Origin of the sequence: Thioclava sp. GXIMD4215 (assembly GCF_045291555.1) — a bacterium.
Taxonomy (GTDB): Bacteria; Pseudomonadota; Alphaproteobacteria; order Rhodobacterales; family Rhodobacteraceae; genus Thioclava; species Thioclava litoralis.
Genome location: NZ_CP149515.1, coordinates 808,297 through 827,808, shown reverse-complemented (window position 1 = coordinate 827,808; position 19,512 = coordinate 808,297). Strand labels below are relative to the sequence as shown.

At 59.8% G+C, this 19,512-nt stretch carries 17 protein-coding genes and 1 pseudogene; 7 read left to right on the top strand and 11 right to left on the bottom strand.

The features are described 5' to 3' along the window. Positions 1–33: 33 nt before the first annotated feature. From WDB86_RS04015 to WDB86_RS03985, 7 genes and pseudogenes are all read right to left on the bottom strand, one after another. Entirely contained in the window at positions 34–1,365 is a 1,332-nt protein-coding gene (locus tag WDB86_RS04015) for a branched-chain amino acid ABC transporter permease (RefSeq protein ID WP_406736694.1), read from the bottom strand. Then, on the bottom strand, positions 1,362–2,414 hold the full coding sequence (locus WDB86_RS04010) for a branched-chain amino acid ABC transporter permease (RefSeq protein ID WP_339107227.1): 1,053 nt from the start codon (positions 2,412–2,414) through the stop codon (positions 1,362–1,364). The genes WDB86_RS04015 and WDB86_RS04010 overlap by 4 nt, the downstream gene beginning before the upstream one ends. Next, positions 2,414–2,776, bottom strand: coding sequence for a hypothetical protein (locus tag WDB86_RS04005; protein ID WP_406736693.1), 363 nt, complete (start codon positions 2,774–2,776; stop codon positions 2,414–2,416). The genes WDB86_RS04010 and WDB86_RS04005 overlap by 1 nt, the downstream gene beginning before the upstream one ends. A 1-nt stretch (position 2,777) precedes the next feature. Beyond that, on the bottom strand, positions 2,778–3,482 hold the full coding sequence (locus tag WDB86_RS04000) for an ABC transporter ATP-binding protein (RefSeq protein WP_406736692.1): 705 nt from the start codon (positions 3,480–3,482) through the stop codon (positions 2,778–2,780). Next, the gene (locus tag WDB86_RS03995) at positions 3,479–4,270 is read right to left on the bottom strand and encodes an ABC transporter ATP-binding protein (RefSeq protein ID WP_339107230.1); all 792 of its coding nucleotides are present in this window, start codon (positions 4,268–4,270) and stop codon (positions 3,479–3,481) included. Before WDB86_RS03995 ends, WDB86_RS04000 begins: the two co-directional genes overlap by 4 nt. A gap of 109 nt (positions 4,271–4,379) precedes the next feature. Continuing rightward, positions 4,380–5,564, bottom strand: a complete 1,185-nt coding sequence (locus tag WDB86_RS03990; RefSeq protein WP_339107231.1) for an ABC transporter substrate-binding protein — start codon at positions 5,562–5,564, stop codon at positions 4,380–4,382. Between the two features lie 340 nt (positions 5,565–5,904). Further along, positions 5,905–6,939: pseudogene (locus WDB86_RS03985) on the bottom strand (GlxA family transcriptional regulator); the annotation flags it as partial. A gap of 217 nt (positions 6,940–7,156) precedes the next feature. Between WDB86_RS03985 and WDB86_RS03980 the strand changes: the two are divergent. Next, the gene (locus WDB86_RS03980; RefSeq protein ID WP_339107232.1) at positions 7,157–8,530 is read left to right on the top strand and encodes a class II 3-deoxy-7-phosphoheptulonate synthase; all 1,374 of its coding nucleotides are present in this window, start codon (positions 7,157–7,159) and stop codon (positions 8,528–8,530) included. 187 nt (positions 8,531–8,717) lie between these two features. Here the strand turns inward: WDB86_RS03980 and WDB86_RS03975 are convergent, their stop codons facing one another. Further along, entirely contained in the window at positions 8,718–9,443 is a 726-nt protein-coding gene (locus WDB86_RS03975; protein WP_406720684.1) for a PAS domain-containing protein, read from the bottom strand. A gap of 972 nt (positions 9,444–10,415) precedes the next feature. On the opposite strand from WDB86_RS03975, the gene gmk reads away from it, so the two are divergent. Together gmk and WDB86_RS03965 are read left to right on the top strand one after the other, a co-directional pair. Continuing rightward, a complete protein-coding gene (gene gmk, locus WDB86_RS03970; RefSeq protein WP_339107234.1) occupies positions 10,416–11,054 on the top strand; it encodes a guanylate kinase in 639 nt (212 codons plus the stop codon). Further along, positions 11,051–11,569: a gamma carbonic anhydrase family protein gene (locus WDB86_RS03965; protein ID WP_406736691.1), complete on the top strand. Its 519-nt coding sequence runs from the start codon at positions 11,051–11,053 to the stop codon at positions 11,567–11,569. Before gmk ends, WDB86_RS03965 begins: the two co-directional genes overlap by 4 nt. A gap of 17 nt (positions 11,570–11,586) precedes the next feature. Here WDB86_RS03965 and WDB86_RS03960 read toward each other — a convergent pair whose 3' ends face one another. Then, positions 11,587–12,006 carry a hypothetical protein gene (locus WDB86_RS03960; protein ID WP_339107236.1) on the bottom strand — a complete coding sequence of 140 codons (420 nt, stop codon included), beginning with the start codon at positions 12,004–12,006 and terminating at the stop codon, positions 11,587–11,589. 170 nt (positions 12,007–12,176) lie between these two features. On the opposite strand from WDB86_RS03960, the gene WDB86_RS03955 reads away from it, so the two are divergent. From WDB86_RS03955 to WDB86_RS03945, 3 genes are all read left to right on the top strand, one after another. Beyond that, entirely contained in the window at positions 12,177–13,232 is a 1,056-nt protein-coding gene (locus WDB86_RS03955) for a sensor histidine kinase (RefSeq protein WP_406736690.1), read from the top strand. A 260-nt stretch (positions 13,233–13,492) separates the two neighbouring features. Beyond that, positions 13,493–15,118: an alpha-D-glucose phosphate-specific phosphoglucomutase gene (locus tag WDB86_RS03950; protein ID WP_406736689.1), complete on the top strand. Its 1,626-nt coding sequence runs from the start codon at positions 13,493–13,495 to the stop codon at positions 15,116–15,118. A gap of 119 nt (positions 15,119–15,237) precedes the next feature. Continuing rightward, on the top strand, positions 15,238–16,476 hold the full coding sequence (locus WDB86_RS03945; RefSeq protein ID WP_406720688.1) for an aminopeptidase: 1,239 nt from the start codon (positions 15,238–15,240) through the stop codon (positions 16,474–16,476). Between the two features lie 112 nt (positions 16,477–16,588). Here WDB86_RS03945 and WDB86_RS03940 read toward each other — a convergent pair whose 3' ends face one another. Together WDB86_RS03940 and WDB86_RS03935 are read right to left on the bottom strand one after the other, a co-directional pair. Beyond that, positions 16,589–17,221 carry a peptide chain release factor-like protein gene (locus tag WDB86_RS03940; RefSeq protein WP_339107240.1) on the bottom strand — a complete coding sequence of 211 codons (633 nt, stop codon included), beginning with the start codon at positions 17,219–17,221 and terminating at the stop codon, positions 16,589–16,591. Beyond that, complete coding sequence (locus WDB86_RS03935; protein WP_406736688.1) at positions 17,218–18,336, bottom strand: RNA ligase RtcB family protein; 1,119 nt, start codon at positions 18,334–18,336, stop codon at positions 17,218–17,220. Before WDB86_RS03935 ends, WDB86_RS03940 begins: the two co-directional genes overlap by 4 nt. A gap of 470 nt (positions 18,337–18,806) precedes the next feature. On the opposite strand from WDB86_RS03935, the gene WDB86_RS03930 reads away from it, so the two are divergent. After that, entirely contained in the window at positions 18,807–19,490 is a 684-nt protein-coding gene (locus WDB86_RS03930; protein WP_339107242.1) for a response regulator transcription factor, read from the top strand. Positions 19,491–19,512 lie beyond the last annotated feature (22 nt).

Below are 19,512 nucleotides of genomic sequence, written 5' to 3'. Positions count from 1 at the left end.
CATCCCGTTTGTCACGGGACACGCCAGTTATCATCAGCGCTCGGGCAGAAGCCCGCGTGGCGCAAAGCGCAGCACCAGCAGCAGGACCAGCCCCATCGCCAGATAGCGCATCTGGGCCGCAGATTCCAGAAGATGGTCCTTGAGCGCGCCCGGTGCCATGCCTGCGGTCAGAAGCTGCAGCAGATCCGGCCCCCAAGCCTCGGCCTTGATCCACAGGAACCACACCAGAATACCGCCCAGAACCGCGCCCCAGTTATTGCCCGACCCGCCAAGGATCACCATCACCATGATCAGGAAGGTAAAGCGCAGCGGGTTATAGGTTGCAGGGGTCAGCTGGCCGTCCAGCGTCACCATCATGGCCCCTGCGAAACCGCAGATGGCGGAACCGATGATGAAGATCTGCAAATGGCGCTTGGTCACGTTCTTGCCCATAGCCGCGGCTGCCACCTCGTTTTCGCGGATGGCGCGCATCATGCGGCCCCAGGGCGAATGCAGGGCCAGTTGCGCAGCAATCACGAAAACCACCAGCACCACCGAGAAAAGCACAAGATACAGGAGTTTGACGAATACGGTCGAGGCCAGCACCGGATCCATGCCGAATTGCGCGGCATGGGCGACGAACTCGCCCGAGGCCTGCAGGTCTATCTCGCGCGGGATGAAGAAGGGGCGCGGGATGCCGTTGACATTCATCACCCCCCGATCCAGCCAGTTCTCGTTTTTCAGCATGGCCACGATGATTTCCGCGATGCCAAGCGTGGCAATCGCCAGATAGTCCGAGCGCAGGCCCAAAGCGGCCTTGCCGATGGCCCATGCCGCCAGCGCGGCAAACAGCGCCCCGACCGGCCATGCCAACAGCACCGGCAATCCGAGCCCGCCCAGATAGCCTTGTGCAGAGGGGTTGATCGCCTCCACCGCGCTGACGCCGGGATCGAAGACGCCGCGGAACAGGAAGAAACCGATCACCAGCACGAGGCAGGTGGCCAGCCCGCGCAGCCCTTTACGCAGCCGTTTCCACAGTTGCACCGCAATCGCCAGCACCGCAATGGCGATGGCCAGCGCCAGCAGGATGCGCCAACCACCCGCGCTCATCGCGCCTTGGGTGGCAGGCATGGAGATCAGCACGGGCGCAACGCCACCCAAGGCGATAAAGCCCATAGTGCCCGCGTTGAACAGGCCCGCATAGCCCCATTGCAGATTGAGCCCCAGCGCCATGATCGCGCTGATGACGCCCATGTTCAAAATCACCAAAGCCGCATTCCAGCCTGATGTCGCCGCCTCGATTGCGAACAGCGCCAGCAAGGCAAGAAACAGAATGGGGGTGCGCAGTTTGCCGCCCGCTGCGGCATCCGCTTGACGAGAACTCATATCGATTTCCCCTTGAAAAGACCGGTGGGACGGAAGATCAGCACGGCAATCAGGATGGTGAAGCTGACCGCGAATTTATAATCGGTGGAGAGCAGTTGCACGAGGCCCGAGGGCTCCCAACCGGGGATCAGATAGGTCGCGATTTTCTTCCACGCATAGGTCACACCCACCTCCGAGAAGGCGATGATATAGCCGCCGACAATGGCCCCGACCGGATTGCCGATCCCGCCCAGAATGGTGGCGGCGAAAATCGGCAGAAGCAGCTGGAAGTAGTTGAAAGCCTTGAAGGATTTATCAAGCCCGTAAAGCGTGCCTGCGATGGTGGCGAGGGCGGCGGTGATGATCCATGTGATCATCACCACACGTTTGGGGTCGATCCCCGACAAAAGCGCCAGATCCTCGTTATCCGAGAAAGCGCGCATCGATTTGCCCGCCCGCGTCCGGTTCAGAAACCAGAATAGCGCGATCATCACGAGGATTGCGGTGACGAAGGTGATGGCCGAGCTGGCGCGGATGGCCAGCGGCTCCGACAGGCCGCTCCAGTTCTTGAATGCGCGCGCCGAGACCAGAAAGCGTTCGCCATCGGCAAAGCGGATTTCGTCGACGCCCGAGACCGCCTCCTTCGCGCCCAGAACAGGCACGGAGAGCACGGAGATCATGATGCGCGTCAGCGCGTTCATCACGAACATCACTCCGACCGAGACCATGACCAGCACCACCGGTGTCGCACGGATCTTGCGGTAATGGGCATAGACAAGGCGGTCGGTCACCAAGGCCAGCGCTGCGGTGACGACGATGCCGATCGGCAGCGCCAGAAGCGCCGTGGGCAAGGGACCAAGGCCCAGACCGGCATCCTGCAAAAGCCATGTCACAAGAATTGTCACGCCCGTGCCGAAGGCCATCATATCGCCATGCGCGAAATTCGAGAAGCGCAGGATCGAGTAGACAAGGGTCACTCCAAGCGCGCCAAGGGCCAGTTGCGAGCCATAGGACAGCGCGGGGATGAAGACGTAATTGGCGAAGGCCACCAATGCGTTGAGGGCTTCCATTAAACCGGTTCCTCACAAGTGCCGTCGAGAGTGGTCGGCGTCAGCCCCAGTCCCGAACGGGTGAATTTTGCAGGCGTGCCAGCGGGGATATGGTCCATTGCCGGCAGGGTGATCATGACGGAAAGATCCATCACCAGAGGCGTTGTGATCTGTATGCTGGTGTCGTTGCGCGTCCATGCGGCCATGACGCCGGTGGTATGGTCGCGGTTATCGGTCCAGAGCAATCCGTCGGCGCCATCCTGGGAAAGGATGACCTCGCGGCTGTCGAAGTGACAGGTCAGAAGCGTGTCCTTGCGACCTTCTGCAGCGCAAGCTTGCGCGAAAAGAGATATTAGAACAAAGGGATATAGGATGTTTTTCATCTTATCTCCCAAGAAAGGTGCGGCGCACTTCCGGATCAGCCAGAAGCGCGGGGCCGGTATCGGTATAGGCATTTGCGCCCTGCACCAGAACATAGCCGACATCCGCGATTTCAAGGGCTTGGCGCGCGTTCTGTTCCACCATCAGGATCGAGATCCCTGTCCGTGCCACGTCGATGATGCGGTCGAAAAGCTCGTCCATCACAATCGGGCTGACCCCTGCGGTGGGCTCGTCCAGCATCAGCAGCTTGGGTTTCGTCATCAGCGCACGGCCCACGGCCACCTGCTGACGCTGCCCGCCCGACAACTCGCCCGCATTCTGCCGACGTTTTTCGCGCAGGATCGGGAAAAGCTCGTAGACCTGCTCGATAGTATCGCGGAAATCGTCGCGGCGGGTGAATGCGCCCATCTCAAGGTTTTCCTCGACGCTCATTGTCGGGAAGACATTGTTGACCTGCGGCACAAACCCCATTCCGCGGCCAACACGGTCCTGCGGCGTGAGGGAGGTGATGTCGTCGCCATCCAGCGTGACCGAGCCGCTGCGCAGCGGCAACATGCCGAACACGGCCTTCATCGCGGTGGATTTTCCGGCCCCGTTCGGGCCGACGATCACCGCAATCTGGCCTTTCTCGACCGTTAATGTACAGCCATGCAGGATATCCGCCTTGCCATAGCCGCCAGTCATCTGGGATGCTGAGAGAAAGCTCATTCTGCCTCCGTGGCCACAACGGCCTTGTTCTTCAGTCCGGTGCCCAGATAGGCTTCGATGACCGCTTCGTTTTGCATGATCGTATCGGGAGCCCCCGTGGCCAGCATCTTGCCCTCGGCCATCACGATGACCGGATCGCAGAGCCGCCCGATAAAATCCATGTCATGTTCGATCACGCAGAATGTATAGCCGCGCTCTTTGTTGAGCCGTACGATGGCATCGCCGATCGTGTTCAGCAGGGTGCGGTTGACACCGGCGCCGACCTCGTCAAGGAAGACGATCTTCGCATCGACCATCATCGTGCGTCCCAATTCCAGCAGCTTTTTTTGACCGCCCGACAGGTTGCCGGCCTTTTCATCCTTCAGATGGGAAATCGTAAGGAAATCAAGCACCTCATCGGCTTTCTTCAGGAGCTGTGCTTCTTCCTCGCGGATTTTCTTGCGCTGGAACAAGGCCGACCAGAGCGTTTCGCCGCTCTGGCCTGCGGGCACCATCATCAGGTTTTCGCGCACCGTGAGCGAAGGGAATTCATGCGCAATCTGAAAAGTGCGCAGTAAGCCCTTGTGAAACAAGGAATCCGGTGAAAGGCCGGTGATGTCCTCGCCATCCAGAAAGACCTGACCGGAGGTCGGTTTATGGACGCCTGCGATGACGTTGAACAGGGTGGATTTTCCCGCGCCATTCGGGCCGATCAAGCCGGTGATCGAGCCTTTGGCGATGTCCAATGTGACCCCGTCGACAGCATGGAAGCCGCCGAATTGTTTCTTTAGGTTTTCAACCCTTATCATTTTTTGTCCCGTCTGTTGACCGCGCCGGACCCTTGACCCCTGATCCTTGCGCTACGGAAAACAGCCCGGGGCGCATTGGTCCCGGGCTGTCCACTTCATGTCGGAGAGCTTAGCGGTATTTAACCGTTTCGATCTTGCCATCCTTGATTTCGACTTCGCGGAAAGTGCCCGCGGACTCGCCACCCTTGATCAGATTGACCGAAGAGGCGCCGTCATAATCGATCTTTTTGCCTTCAGCGATCAGGTCAAGCGCATGGCCCAGTTGACCGGGCAGGATCTTTTCGCCCGGACCGTTTGCAATATCCATGATATGGGTCTTGTAGACCTTCGGATCGGTGGATTTCGCCTCGGCCATCGCCAGCATGATCAGGGCCGCTGCATCGTAGGATTCGCCGGAATAGACCTGATTGCCGTCGAAGCCTGCCGCTTGCGCCAGTGCAAGGAATTTGTCCTTGCCTTCGCCTTCCGAAGAGGGGATCTGGCCGAAAGAGCCGTCGAGCTCGTCGCCAAAGTTGTTTTCAAGCGCCGAGGCGATCATGCCATCGGGCAGAACGAAGGTGTCGAACGCACCGGTATCAAGCGCCCCGCGCAGAATGCCCGAACCGCCCTGGTCGACATAGCCCGCAACCACCAGCGCATCGCCGCCCGCCGAGGCCAGCGCGCCGACTTCGGCCGAGTAATCGCCCTTGCCATCCTCATGCGACGCCGAAATCGTGACTGTGCCCCCCTTGGCCTCGTAGGCGCTTTGGAAACTATCCGCGAGCCCCTTGCCATAGTCGTTATTGGTATAGGTCAGGGCGACCGATTTGATGCCATGTTCCAGAATGATATCGGCCATGACATCGCCCTGACGCGCATCGGAGGGCGCGGTGCGGAAGAAGAGCCCGTCATCTTCCATATCCGACAGGGCCGGAGAGGTGGCGGAAGGCGAGATCATGACCATACCATTGGCCATAGCGACGTTTTGCAGAACGGCGCTGGTGGCGCCCGAACACATCGCACCAAAGATGCCTTTCACGCCATCGCTGGTGATCAGGCGCTCTGCGGTGGAGGTTGCCGCACCTGCATCGATGCAGGTGGAATCTCCGCGAACCGGCGTCACGGTCGAGCCATCCATGAACTTGCCGCTATCGCTGACTTCTTTCATCGCCAGTTCCGCACCTTCGGCCATGCCGGGGGCCAGCGATTCAAGAGGGCCGGTAAACCCGAGCAGAACGCCGATTTTCACGTCATCGGCAAGAGCCGCCGTGCCGGTCATGGCAAGAGCGGTGGTTACCAGCAAAAGGTTGCGCATCAGTTATCTCCCCTGATCGTGTTTTGACTTGCCAGTCAGAATAAAAGGGATGCGCATCAAAGGGAAGGTGTGCCACAGCAGGTGCTGGACGAAAATACGGCGAAGGGGCTGGTGGCACAGAAAATAATCGCCCCTTGCGCGAGTTGATCGCCTAGAAGTTCCGCTCATGCGGTCGGCGGGCTGGCGCATTTCCGTCTTCTGGTCCATTTTCTGGCCCATTTTCTGGATCGTCTGCGTCGAAGGCCTCGTTCTCGTCGAAATCGTCCTGCGCGATCTCGATATCCCAAGGCGCGTCGATGGGCAGTTCCTCGACCATCGGCAGGGCTTCCTCGACCAGATCAGGAGCCGGATGCCCGCCCGAGGCACCGCGTTCGCGATAGGGGGTGGTCTGGTAATGCGCGCGGTAGCATTTGGAGAAATGCGAAGGGGAGGCAAAGCCACAAGCCAGTGCCACATTGATCACCGACATCTCTGTCTGCATCAGCAGCGCGCGCGCTTTCTGAAGCCGTAATTCCATATAATAGCGTTTCGGGCTGCGGTCGAGATAGCGGCGGAACAGCCGTTCCAGCTGCCGTGTCGACATGCCGACTTCGGTGGCCAGCTTGGCGGGGGAAATCGGTTCTTCGATATTCGCCTCCATCCGCCCGATCACTTGCGAAAGCTTGGGGTGGCGCACCCCGATCCGTGTGGGAATGGAAAGACGCTGGCTGTCTTTTTCCGTGCGAATAGAAGTGTATATCAGCTGATCCGCAACCGTGTTGGCAAGAGCCTCGCCATGATCGCGTGCCACGATGCGCAACATCAGGTCAAGGGCCGCCGTGCCACCTGCCGAGCTCATCCGGTTGCCATCGATCACATAGACCGATTTCGCCAGATCCACCTCGTCGAACTCTTCGGTGAAGGCATCGTGGTTTTCCCAGTGGATCGTGGCGCGGCGTTCATCAAGAAGCCCCGCTTCGGCCAGCGCCCATGCACCCGTGCACAACCCGCCGATCACGCCCCCTTTTCGGGCCTCGCGCCGCAGCCAGCTGATCACCGGCTTGGTGGTGGCCTCGATCACATCGATCCCGCCACAGACAATGATCGTGTCCTCGCGCTGCACCTCGTCCAGCCCCATATCCACCGTGATCTCGACACGGCTGGAGCTTTGCACCTTGGTGCCCCCCTCGGCGGCCAGCGCCCATTCGTATAGCGGCTGACCCGAGATCTGGTTGGCCAGCCGCAGCGGTTCGAGCGCGCTGGTAAAGGCCATCAATGTGAAACGGTCCAGCAGCAGGAAGACCACACGCTTGGCGCGGTTCTGCACCGGAAGGCGCTGGGAGCCATAGGAAGGGGCTGGCCTGGCCGTGAGTCTTTTGGGGGTGGTTTTGCGCATCCTACACACATCACTCTTTGATGGGCTTCGACCCAATCACCGAATATGGACGCCCGCAAGAGAAAGCACGGCCCCGATGCCCTCGGGCTAGGCAATTCACTGCCACTTCTGTCATCATGGATTAAACTTTATGCAGTCGGGGAAAATATTGTTTATTGCCGCGAAGGTCCGGTCTATAACGCGGGCCTAATTATAAGAAGCCGGAATGGAGGAACTGATGGCTCAGAGTTGGAAAAAGTCGGACTGGCGCGCGAAACCGCGGGTACAGATGCCCGACTATCCCGACGCGGCGGCGCTCAATGCCGTTGAACAGTCGCTCTCGCGAATGCCTCCTCTGGTTTTTGCGGGCGAGGCCCGTAGTTTGCGTGACGAGTTGGCGCGGGCTTGCCGCGGCGAGGCGTTCTTGCTTCAGGGGGGGGATTGCGCCGAAAGCTTTGCAGAATTCGGCGCGGATAATATCCGTGATACATTCAAGGTAATGCTGCAAATGGCCATTGTCCTGACCTGGGGGGCGAAAGTGCCCGTGGTCAAGGTTGGCCGGATGGCAGGCCAGTTCGCCAAGCCGCGTTCGTCGGCGACCGAGGTGGTGGGTGGCGTCGAGCTGCCCAGCTATCGTGGCGATATCATCAACGGGTTCGATTTCACCGAAGCCGCGCGCGTGCCGGACCCGAACCGGATGTTGCAGGCCTATACGCAGGCTGCGGCCTCGCTGAACCTTCTGCGCGCGTTCTCGACCGGCGGTTACGCCGATATCCATCGCGTGCACGGTTGGATCACCAGCTTTACCGACGAGGAAAAAGCCGCGAAATACCGTGTGTTGGCAGATCGCATCACCGAAGCGATGGATTTCATGGCCGCCGCTGGCGTGACATCGGAAACCGCGCCCGAGCTGAAAACGGTCGATTTCTTCACCTCGCATGAAGCGCTGCTTCTGGAATATGAAGAAGCGCTGTGCCGGACCGATACCACGACGGGTCTGCCGGTTGCGGGATCGGGTCATATGATCTGGATCGGCGATCGCACCCGTCAGCCCGATGGCGCGCATGTCGAGTTCTGTCGCGGGGTGCAAAACCCGATCGGCCTCAAATGCGGCCCGTCGACCACGGCGGAAGACCTCAAGGTTCTGATGTCCAAGCTGAACCCGAAAAACGAGGCCGGTCGTCTGACCTTGATCGCGCGCTTCGGCGCGGGCAAGGTGGGCGAGCATCTGCCGCGTCTGATCAAGGCCGTGCAGGAAGAGGGGGCCAATGTTGTGTGGTCCTGTGACCCGATGCATGGCAACACCATCAAATCGGCCAGTGGTTACAAAACCCGTCCGTTTGAAGCGGTGCTGCAAGAGGTGCGGGAATTCTTCGCCGTGCATAATGCCGAAGGCACGATCCCCGGGGGGGTGCATTTCGAGATGACCGGTAAGGATGTGACCGAATGCACCGGTGGTCTGCGCGCCGTGTCCGACGAAGATCTGTCGTCACGCTACCATACCGCCTGCGACCCGCGTCTGAACGCCAATCAGGCGCTGGAACTGGCTTTCCTTGTGGCAGAAGAGTTGCAAAACCGCCGCTCGCAGCAACGCGCTGTCAGTAATCTGTAAGCGGGAAACCTTTGAAAAGGGGGGGCTACGGCCCCCTTTTTTTATATCCAAAGGGCTTTGAGGCTGTGATATCCCCCAAATGGTCGAAGCCCCGCCGCGTTTTGCGTTGGGGCTTCACTTCTTTCTGAAGGCTCTGAGTGACCATGCGCCGATGCGGAAAACCGCAAGGAGGCGCCGTCCTTATGGTTTAGTCGTTGTTGCTGACCACGCGGAACATGGCGCGACGTTCCTCGGGGGTGGTCATCTGCGGGGCCGCAGGCATTTCCGGTGCGGCGGGGCGCGGTTTGCGCGGCGCATGGCCGAAGACCGGTGCGTCCTCGGCAAAACCGGCCAGCTCGGGGCGGACGGGCTGGGGCAGCTCGGCAGGGGTCGGCTTGCCTTGTTGGACCTGCGTGATGCGCGCATCGGTCACGGTAAAGCGGCGCGGCGTGCGCCCGATCGACTCGCCCTCGGCCACAAGGCAACCAAGCGCGCGGTTGATATCGCCCAGATCGGATTTCAGCGGCAAAATCAGAAGCTTGGCTTTCAGGGCGGGGCGCCCGATCCCGTCATCGGCGATCAGATCCAGCTCGGCAATCGCGGGGCCGGTAAAGCAGGCTTCGGTGGCTTCGGCCACTTTTTTACGGCCAGCGGGTTCGAACATGGCGGTCATCGGCATGCCGCGCACTTCCATTCCCATCAGGTCATTGAGATGCATACCGGCCAGACGGAAACGGCCCATGCCCGGTGCGACACGTTCGATGATGAACGCATATTCCAGAGCACGTTCGATACCACGGGGGTCGATATCCGAGCGCGCCGGAACCGTGCGGCCCATGCGAAGCGCTTCCCAATAGGCGCGGAGTTCAGAGGTCACCTGACGGGCTTTGCCAGCGTTAAGGTCCATGCGCACAATCTTCGTATCGTTTTCCATCGTTATCGTTCCTACCATCCGCGGCGGCGTATCGTGCCTGCCAGTCTGATTGCGTTGTGGTCCCCTCGCTTTTGCGGCATGGGCCATTTTGCAGGCCGTGGGATCGAATTGCTTACTGAACTCTTAATACGCCATTTTCTCGTCGAATGGAGAACTAACTTGTTAAATGGTTAAGGCCGTAGCCCTGTGCGCCTTGCCTGCCCTTGGGAAATTTATAGCAGGTTTTCTGCGGCAGGAGGGGCAGAATTTCGGGCCCGTTTTGCGAAAGTTTGCCCCTAGGTCAGGACATGTCGGCAGGCCTGTTAGCGGCGAACATATGGTTGAATCCCTATGTGTCATGCCTTGGGCCAACGGGCGGAATATTCTTAAGTATGGCACGCAAGTTTTTGAAATTTATAGGTTATATATTTCATACATAGGGCCTGCATATTATCAGATTTTGCATCTTTAAGATGATTTGAGAAAAATATATGACCAATTTGAAGCTTTGACGCATCCCGGCTTGAGACCTGTCCAAATGGTCAGGTGATTAAAGTAAATAAATCAATGTCTTATGGTTAATATTTCTGAAGAAACCGAGGTTTATTTCTGGGCCTTGGAAAGGATTTGTTAAGACTTGTCGATTTGGACCTGAGTCGCGTCAGATTTTTTCAGCGTCAATCGTAAGAAAGCCCGCCGATATTTTAATGGATTGCCCCGTCGAATCGTAACGAAGAGGGGTTTGTGGCGGGACTGCGGCATGGAAACGGGCCGGTTTTCTGCGCGTGGGGCCACCAAAAAACCGCCTTGTGGCAGATCTTTGCGCCAGATCGGGAGGTGACCGGCCTCGAGCGGGCTCTGTGGCTCGACTTTTTATTGCTAAAGATGCTAGGCGGGGCGGACATGTCTGTTTCTCGTGCGAAAGCCGGATCGTCCGGCTGGTTCGCGGCGGCAGATTCCCCATACACGACCCTAATGTGGAGTGCTGACTGAATGGCCGATCGGCGTGGTATCCTGATTATTCTTTCCTCGCCCTCGGGGGCGGGAAAATCCACTTTGGCGCGCCGGTTGATGAGCTGGGACCCGACCCTGAGCTTCAGCGTGTCCGCAACCACCCGCGAACCGCGACCAGGCGAGCGGGAGGGGGTCGAGTATTTCTTCAAAACCCATGAAGAGTTCGATCATATGGTGGCGCAGGATGAGATGCTCGAACATGCGCGCGTCTTCGGCAATTCCTATGGCACACCGAAAGCGCCGGTCGAGGCCGCGATGGCGGCAGGCCGCGACACGCTGTTCGACATTGATTGGCAGGGCGGGCAGCAGATCCGCAATTCGGCGCTTGGCAAGGATGTGGTGTCGATCTTCATTCTTCCTCCCTCGATTGCCGAACTGGAAAGCCGGTTGCGTACACGCGCGCAAGATAGTGACGAGGTGATTGCGGGGCGGATGGAGAAATCCATGTCCGAGATCAGCCATTGGGCGGAATATGACTATGTGCTGGTCAATCGCGATCTGGATGTCGCCGAGGCCGAGCTGAAAACCATTTTGATGGCCGAGCGGGCAAGGCGGGATCGTCAGCCCGGGCTGAATGCGTTCATTCGTTCTTTGGATGAGGAGTTCGAAAACCGATGATCTATGAACTTGACGGGATCAAGCCGCGTCTTGCGGAGAATGTCTGGATTGCCGCAGATGCCAATCTGATCGGGCGCGTGGTGCTGGAAGAGGGGGCCTCGGTCTGGTTCGGCGCAACCCTGCGCGGCGATAACGAGGAAATCTTTATCGGCGCGGGGTCCAATGTGCAGGAAAGCGTGGTCATGCATACCGATATGGGGTTCCCGCTTGTGGTCGGGCCGGATTGCACCATCGGTCATCGCGCATTGCTGCATGGGTGCGAAATCGGCGCGGGCACGCTTGTCGGGATGGGCGCAATGATCATGAATGGCGCGAAAGTGGGGAAGGGCTGCCTGATTGGTGCGGGTGCGCTGGTGACCGAAGGCAAGGTCATCCCCGATAATTCGCTGGTTCTGGGGGCTCCGGGCAAGGTCGTGCGTGAATTGCAAGAGGCGGATCGTGCGATGCTGCGCAAGGGGGCTGATCGCTACCGCGCCAATGCGGAGCGGTATCGCAAGGGCCTCAAAGCGCTCTGATCTCCCGCGTCTTGCGTTTACCTTCTGCGTGAAAAGTTTGGAGAGGGCGCGAGATTCGGGATTTCGAATATATCGAAATCACCATTTGGCCAGATCTGGCGCACTTCGCGCCGGATCAGGTCTGCATTGGGCAGAGGCAGGGAATAGGCCCGCAACGGTCCGTTATAGCCATAGCGGATCATCACCCGCGCGAGATCCAGAATATCGAACGCTTCGGAAAGCAGCGGCGAGAGCACAAGATCTGGTGCTGTTCTTTCAATCAGAGCGGCATCTATAGTTGTCAGCCGTGCAATAGTGATGGCCGCGCCCGTTACGCCGCGCAGCGCATGCGGCAGTTCCATTGTCGGTTCTATGACCAAGATCCGTCGGTCGGCAAGCTCTGCTGATTTGCGTTCGACCTCTGATGGAGGGTTATTGGGTCCAAGACGAGAGATCATTTAGCGTCAATCCTTTTCGTTATGATCAGGTTAACTCGCCAACGGGTGGAATGTCACACCCCAAAAACAGCTAGTGGTTAGCAAATGGTAAATGTGAAAATTTCCTGTCATCAACTGTTTACCGTGATCTGATTTAGGTCAATTCTGCAAAAAGGAAAAAGGAGTCCGTTTTGAATAAATCTTCGACGATTGCGGCCTTGGGGGCGGTTCCCTTTCCGATCCTGCTGGTAGGAAAGGACGAGAAAATCGTCTACGCCAACCCCTCGGCGCTTGGATTGTTCGGAGAGGGGCTTACCGGACGCACCTTTGTGACCGTGATCCGTAAACCCGCCATCAATTTCGCCCTTGACGAGGCGCTCAGGCAGGAGCGGGAAGAGCGCGTGCGCGACCGCCTCTCGCTTGGCGCGCGCGAGATGTCGGTGCGGGTGACGGTCTCGCCCATGCCGGCCGAGCCGGGGGGCACCTTGCCGCATGGGGGCGCATTGGTGGTGATCGAGGATATTACCGCTCTGGAAGAGGCGGAAGCGCAGCGCCGCGATTTTGTGGCCAATGTCAGCCATGAATTGCGCACCCCTCTGACCGCGCTTTCGGGATTTATCGAGACTTTACTGCATGCAGCGAAAGATGATCCGGTCGCGCGGACGCGGTTTTTGTCGATCATGGAGCGGGAAGCGGCGCGGATGAACCGGCTGGTGGGGGATCTTCTGTCGCTTAGCCGCGTCGAATCGGAAGAGCGCAGGCGTCCGACGGAAAAGGTGGATATCTCTGCCGTTCTGAACGGTGCGATACAGGCTTTGGCTCCGGTGGCCGAGGCGCGCAATGTGACCTTGCTGCGCGATGGTGAACCCGGACCCAAACGGGTCTCGGGCGATCCGGACCAGTTGACACAGGTTTTCTCGAATCTCATCGAGAATGCGATCAAATATGGGGCGCGCGATGCGCAGGTGCGCGTGACGCTCGGCTCTGTCGAACATGAGCCTACCCTGCGCGGCCCCGCGCTGCGGGTGGTGGTGGCCGATCAGGGCGACGGCATCGAGGCGATCCACCTGCCGCGCCTGACCGAACGTTTCTATCGCGTCGATACCCATCGTTCGCGCGAACAGGGGGGGACGGGGCTGGGCTTGGCGATTGTCAAACATATCGTTTCGCGCCATCGGGGGCGGCTGAAGGTTGAAAGCGAAAAGGGCAAAGGCTCGCGGTTTATCGTCTATCTGCCGCTGGCATGACGCGTCCGGCTGATGCTTTTTTCACCTTCAGCTTAAGGTTGTGGCATTTGTGACGTGCCGTTCTCAGGACGCGCGTCTCTGGCTGGAATATGTATCCGCTCGCGTTAACTATGCGATGAGAAAGGGGCGCGGAGAGGGGCGCAGCGGTCGCGCGTAACGGAACCGGATGCGCAGTTCCACGCTCATAACCCGCCAAGCACTTGCAAGAAGTCGCAATATGATCAAATCATTAGCCGACCGACTGTCCATGAGGAGAGATCATGACAACGATTCAGACCACCCCGTTCGAGGGCCAGAAGCCCGGCACTTCGGGGTTGCGCAAGAAAACCAAGGTTTTCATGCAAAAGCACTTTTTGGAAAATTTTATTCAATCCACCTTTGACGCGATCGGCGGTGTGGATGGTAAAATTCTGGTTCTGGGCGGTGACGGACGGTATTTCGGCAAAGAAGCGGCGCAGATCATTCTGAAAATGGCGGCGGCCAATGGGGCGGCCAAAGTGTTTGTGGGGCAGGGTGCGTGGCTTTCGACGCCTGCGGCCTCTCATCTGATCCGCACGCTTGAAACCGATGGCGGGATCATCCTGTCGGCCAGCCACAATCCGGGCGGCCTCGAAGAGGATTTTGGCGTTAAATATAACGCGGCCAATGGGGGGCCAGCGCCGGAAAAGATCACCGATGCGATCTTCGAGCGCACGAAAAACATCACCTCCTATCTCAAACTGGACGTGCCGGACGTGGATCTGGGCCATATCGGCACGCAGACGCTGGGGGAGATGGTTGTCGAGGTGCTCGATCCTGTGGCGGCCTATGCCGATATGATGGAAGGCATTTTCGACTTTACCGCGTTGAAGGCGCTGTTTGCCAAGGGCTTCCGGATGCGCATGGATTCGATGTGCGCGATCACCGGTCCCTACGCGGTCGAGATCTTCGAGAACCGTCTGGGGGCGCCGAAAGGTACTGTGGTCCATGAGGTGCCGCTGGAGGATTTCGGCGGCATGCATCCCGATCCGAATCCGACCTGGGCGCATGAGCTGATGGCCGAGATGATGGGCGAGAATGCCCCCGATTTCGGCGCGGCTTCCGATGGCGATGGCGACCGCAACATGATTCTGGGCGCGGGCACCTATGTCTCGCCCTCCGATAGTCTGGCGGTGATCGCGGCCAATGCGAAACTGGTGCCGGCCTATGCCGAGGGGCTGAAGGGTGTGGCACGCTCGATGCCGACGTCGGCGGCGGTGGACCGTGTGGCCGAGGCACTGGGACTGGCCTGTTTCGAGACCCCGACCGGTTGGAAGTTTTTCGGCAACCTGATGGATGCGGGGCGCGTGTCGCTCTGCGGCGAGGAAAGCTTCGGGACAGGCTCCGACCATGTGCGCGAGAAGGACGGCCTCTGGGCGGTGCTGATGTGGCTCAACATCATCGCGGCGCGTGGCCAGTCGGTCGGCGAGATCGTTGCGGATCACTTCAAGCGCTTTGGCCGCAACTATTATTCGCGCCATGATTACGAGGCGCTGCCGAAAGAGCTGGCGGAAGGCATGCTGGATGATTTGCGCGCCAAGCTTTCCGACCTTCCCGGCAAGGAATATCAGGGGCTTGTCGTCGGCAATGCCGATGAATTCGCCTATACCGATCCGGTCGACCAATCCGTTTCGCAGCATCAGGGCTTCCGTATCCTGTTTGCGGGCGGGTCGCGTGTTGTGCTGCGCCTGTCGGGCACGGGCACCGAGGGCGCAACCCTGCGGGTCTATCTGGAGCGCTATGTCGCAGGTCCCGAAGGTCTGGCTCAGGACCCGCAAGAGGCCTTGGCCCCGATCATCAAGGCGACCGAAGAGATTGTCGGCATTGCCGCGACCACCGGCAAGCAGCAGCCGGATGTGATTACCTGATCTTGGTCAGGTTTTACGGCAGAAGGGGCGGGTCTTTCCGCCCCTTTTCTTTTGCCACTTGCTTGACCTTGCGTGGGGAAGGGCAGAACGTGGGGGCGAAGACGATTACGGAGGGCCTTATGGCTGATTTACCCTTTGATCTTGAAGCCCTTGACCGCTTGGCGAAAGTGGCTGTCCAAACCGGTTTGAACCTGCGGAAGGGGCAGGATCTTGTGGTGACCGCGCCGGTCGAGGCACTGCCGCTTCTGCGTCGTATCGTGGCCGAGGCCTATAAGGCGGGCGCGGGCCTTGTGACGCCGATCCTGTCGGATGGCGAGATGGCAAAGGCGCGCTATGACTATGCTGCGGATGATAGTTTCGACACCGCAGCGGGCTGGCTTTATGAAGGTATGGCCAAGGCTTATGCCAATGGCGCGGCACGTCTGGCGATTGTGGGCGAAGACCCGATGCTGCTTTCGGAATGCGATCCGGCGAAAGTGTCGCGCGCGGGCAAGGCCAATGCCAAGGCCTATAAACCCGCATTGGAGAAAATTTCGAATTTTGAAATCAACTGGTCGATTGTCAGCTATCCGACCGTGGCGTGGGCCAAGCGTATTTTCCCCGATCTCTCGGATCGGGAGGCTCAGGCGAAACTGGCCGAGGCGATTTTTGCGGCTTCCCGTGTGGATCGGGCTGATCCGGTCTCGGCTTGGGCCGACCATAACGCGACGCTTGCGAAAAAATCGGCCTGGCTCAACGAAGAACGGTTTTCGGCGCTGCATTTCACGGGGCCGGGCACTGATCTGGTGGTGGGGCTGGCCGATGATCATGAATGGCATGGCGGGGCCTCGCCCGCGCAGAACGGGATCGTCTGCAATCCGAATATCCCGACCGAAGAGGTTTTCACCACGCCGCATAAGGACCGCATCAATGGCACCGTGCGCGCGACCAAGCCGCTGTCGCATCAGGGCAGCCTGATCGAGAATATCGAGATGGTGTTCAAGGATGGCCGCGCCATCGAGGTCCGTGCGAGCAAGGGCGAGGCGGTTCTGAAAGAGCTTGTCGCGACCGACGATGGCGCGTGCAGTCTGGGCGAGGTGGCGTTGGTGCCCTTCCATTCGCCTATCTCGGAATCCGGTATTCTGTTCTACAACACGCTTTATGACGAGAATGCCGCCTGTCACATCGCTTTGGGGCAGTGCTATTCGAAGTGTTTCCTTGACGGCGCACGCCTGAAGCCCGACGAGATTGCGGCCAAAGGGGGCAATAGCTCGCTGATCCATGTCGACTGGATGATTGGCGGGCCGCAGACCGATATCGATGGTATTCGTGCCGATGGCAGTCGTGTCGCGATTTTCCGCAACGGCGATTGGGCCTGATCCGCAGGGTCTTCGCCCAAGCTGGCGAGCATCCTTGACACAACAAACGGCCCCGCAGGACGGGGCCGTTTTTTAAGTTATTGATCGTCAAACCGGTTTGAAACGGGACGCTTCATGCGGGCCGGAAGTTCGGCCCGTCGAACACCCGTCTCGGGTTCCCGCGCTGGATCTGGCCGTGCAGGTCGTGCAGCGCCATGCGCGCCGCCGCCTCGTTCATGGCCCGATCGGCAGAGATCAGCGCCGAAAGCCGGTCGATTGCGATCTTGCGGTTCTGGTGCTGCGAGCGGCTCTCGCGCACCACAACCGACCAGAGGCGGCCCTGCGGGTCACACCAGCGTGCCCGAATCGCGCTGGAGGTCTTGTTCTGGTGCTGGCCACCCGGACCTCCGGCGCGCAGGCCGTCCATCACCACCTCATCGGGGGCAATGGACAGGCAGGCAGGGCGGGAGGGCAGGCGGAAGATCTGGGCAAACCAGTTCTTGCGCGGATGTGCGGGGCGCAGCCTTGAGGCGCAGCGCCATAGCACCGTGCCTTCCCAGTCGCGCGCCATATCCGTCGCCCCCGAGCCGGTCAGAACGACCACAGCCGAAGACGGGCCATGCAGGGCAGCACGTTCGGATATGTCGATATCCAGCCCGAGGATCCCGGCCTCGTCAGCCAGTGCCTCCAGCAGATATGCGACCGCCTGACGGCATTCTGCCGGTCCGTTGCCCGAGGAGACAAGCAGGGTTTCGCGTGGGCTCATCTTTGGCCTCCTGACGTTTTATAGGTGATCAGCGGCACCATGCGCGCCAGCGGCGTGGCCAGCCCGAAAGCGGTCAGATCCGCCAGCACCGCTTCGGGGGCCTTATAGGCAGGGCCGGCCTCTTCAATCAGCAGGTCGCGGTCATGGCAGATCACGCGGCCCCCGAAACGGGTGCGGGTCAGCGCTTCCAGTTCGGATCTGACCTTGCGGATGCGCCCATGCATCGAGGCGCGGTCGTAGCGCCGTCCTGCACCATGTGACACCGAGGAGAGGGATTCGGGCACCGTATCCGGCAACGCCAGCAGGAAGCTTGGTGCCTCGCGTGAACCGGCCAGCGGAACCAGACCACGATCGGCCTCGGCGGCCCCCTTGCGATGCAGCCAGTGCCCCTGATGCGCCGCCACCGAATTATGGACGCTGTCGCAAAGAGGCGTGACGGTCGTGCCCAGAGCGTCGGCGGCGGTTTCGGCAATCAGGCGACGATTGAGGCGCGCCCATGCCACGGCCCGTGCATGCAGGGCCAGATAGGCGTTCCCCGCCGCGCTTTGCGGGTCAAACCCCGCCTTCCAGCTGTCCTCCAGCCCGTCGAAAATCTGCGCCCCGTAACCGCGAGAGCCCGAATGGACCAGCAGGCACAGATCACCCTTGCGCAGCCCCGCAGTCCCGTCGGTCTCCTCGACGGTCTGGAGCTCGCAAAAATGGTTGCCGCCGCCGATGGTGCCCAGACCGGCCTCCCCGATCTGCCCCGTCAGCCCTACGGCTGCCAAGGCATCAGCGGCCTGCGCGGGATCGGTCCCCCGTTCCAGAACCTCAAGTCGTTTCGCGGCTTTGTCGAGTTTCAGTTTGCGGCGTGGCAGGTCCAGCCGCCAGAGCCCCATACCGCAGCCGATATCGGTGCCGACAAGCTGCGGATAGATCCGGTCGGCCAGAAAGGCCGCCCCCACCGGCCCGAATTTTCCGGGATGGAGGTCAGGAAAGCCCGCCACCGATTGCATGCCGGACCAGCCCGCCACTTGCGCAAGCTGGTCTTCCGCGCGGCCGTCAATCCAGCTGTCGCGCGTGTAGAAATGGCGGACGGGCGCGCGGCCTGTCCTGCCTGAAAAGGAAGTGCCCATAGGCTGTATGTCTTTCCAAGAAGAAATAGCGATCTGGAATCGCGACTGGACAGACGGGGAAAGGAACGCTTTGGGCCGATCAGAACCGCGCCATGTCCGAAGAAAGGACTGTGGTGATGAATGTCGTCATGTCATGCTCTCCTCGGGCTGGGGTTTCAGAGGGGGGCTGGATAGGCCGATATGCGGCAAAGCACCAGAGCTGAGGGCGGGATCGTTGAGAAATAGTGCCAATTATGCATCGCGTGTGTTGCTTTTATATCCCGCTTTGCGCGGGGCTTTTTTCCTCTTTCGGGGAGGGCAAGGCCTTCGGGGATCATTTTATCGTTTCCTGCGCCATTCGGGCTTATACTTTTTGCCAGTATGAGAAAGGCTAGGGACACCGCTACCCTAGACCCTATTACAGATGCTTTTGCGTGAAACGATTGCTTCCCTTGTGAACGAGTAGACGCGATGCCTTGCAGGAGATGCTTATGAGCCGAGAGTTTCGCACCGCCCTTATTGTCGAGGATCACCCGCTTTTCGGGGATGCGCTGGCGATGACCTTGCAGACGGTCGCAGGGATCGAAGAGGTCAGCCATGCGGAGCGGATCGGTCTGGCGCTGGAATTTCTGGAAAGCAGGCCCAGTCCCGATGTGATCGTGCTTGATCTCAACCTGCCCGATGTTACGGGGCTTGACGGCCTGATGAAGCTGCGTGCTGCCGCACCGCAACTGCCGATCGTGGTGATTTCCTCGGTGGATGAGCCGCGGGTGATCCGGCAGGCGCTTCTGGCGGGTGCGGCGGGTTTTGTGCCCAAACATTCCAAGCGCGAACTGTTCCGCATCGCCTTCAGCGCGATCGCCCAAGGCGAGGTCTTCGCCCCCGAATGTTCGGGCGACGATCTGACCAAATCCGACGAGGCGTCGTCGCAGGATGAGGCGATCCGTCGTCTCAGCCAGTTGACCCGCCAGCAGGCGCGCATTCTCGACCAGATCTGCGAGGGCAAGATGAACAAGCAGATCGCTTATGATCTGTCGATTGCCGAGACCACGGTGAAAGCGCATGTCACCGCGATCATGCGCAAGCTCGGGGTCTATTCGCGCACGCAGGCCGTGCTTCTGGCGCGCGAAGCCCATTCGCTTTCGTCCTCGCCCGATCCTGCGACCCCGCGCTGATCCCGCCTGACGGAGTTCGCCC